At 67.1% G+C, this 1,081-nt stretch carries 1 protein-coding gene; it reads left to right on the top strand.

Going from position 1 to position 1,081, the window contains the following annotated elements; translation table 11 throughout:
- Positions 1 to 179: 179 nt before the first annotated feature.
- Positions 180 to 1,081 (top strand): NYN domain-containing protein (locus F6X68_RS32760; RefSeq protein WP_151457845.1); only part of this gene is annotated, 902 nt, incomplete at its 3' end.

Here is a 1,081-nt window from a genome sequence, read left to right as displayed (position 1 = left end):
GAGCAAGCGCCGGAGCAGTGGTGGGACTGGTGGGATACCAAGTAGGCACAGGGGCCTTCCTCTACCCGCTGGTCCTCGACACTCGTCCTGGCGGCACGGAACTGGGGGTCGAACGGTCGACGCCGGGCACGTCCTCGGCCGTCTATGGTCGATCAGTCCACGTTCCCGGAGGTAGCGCCATGGCCGAAGCCCCGCTCGCTTCGTATCGCCGTGCGGCGCTATTCGTCGACTTCGAGAACGTGTACATCGGTTTGCGCAACTCAAGCCCCGACGCGGCTACGGCGTTTGCCACTGACCCGGGGCGCTGGGTGCGGTGGATGGAGCAGGATCTGGGCCCATTCCGGGTCGACGACGACGAAGTCCCGCGGGTGCTGCTACGTCGGATCTGCTACCTGGAGCCGAGCCATTCCGGCAAGTTCCGTTCATACTTCACTCGGGCGGGGTTCCGGGTCGTGGACTGCCCGTCGCTGACGAGCATGGGTAAGAACAGTGCCGACATCCACATGGTGCTCGACATCCTCGACACCCTTACTCACCCGACCCGGTTCGACGACTTCGTTGTCCTGTCGACCGACGCAGACTTCACCCCGGTGTTCATGCGGCTGCGGGAGCACGACAGGACCTCGGCGATGCTGGTGAGCGGGCCGACCGCCGCCGCGCTGCAGTCGGTGTGCGACTTCGCGATTCCGGACATCATGTTCATCGAAGAAGCCTTGGGCCTGAGCCCGTCGCAAGCCGGAGTGGACCAGGTCCGCACTCCCGTGCCGCAGCCACGCGCGACTGCTGCTGCGTCGATCGACCGTGACAGCAACAGCGTGCGGAACCGCCTCGAGGCGGCGGTGCGGCAGCTTGTGGCACAGTCGACGACACCGGTCGACCTCGCCTCCGCAGCACACTACGTCCGCAAGACCGTGGGACGGGAGGCGACGACGAACTGGGCCGGGGCGGGCGGGTTCAAGCAGTTCGTCGCGGCGATCCAGAGCGACACTCTGGTGCTGGAGCCGCGCCACCCCGGCTGGCTGCTCGACCCGGCCAGGCATGAGCTGGTCCAGCCCGCGAGCGCGCCGGAGATCGCCGAACG

This window comes from Micromonospora sp. AMSO12t, assembly GCF_008806585.1.
Classification (GTDB): domain Bacteria; phylum Actinomycetota; class Actinomycetes; order Mycobacteriales; family Micromonosporaceae; genus Micromonospora; species Micromonospora reichwaldensis.
The sequence above is the reverse complement of the archived record's forward strand: the minus strand, read 5'-3'. Positions and strand labels throughout refer to the sequence as shown.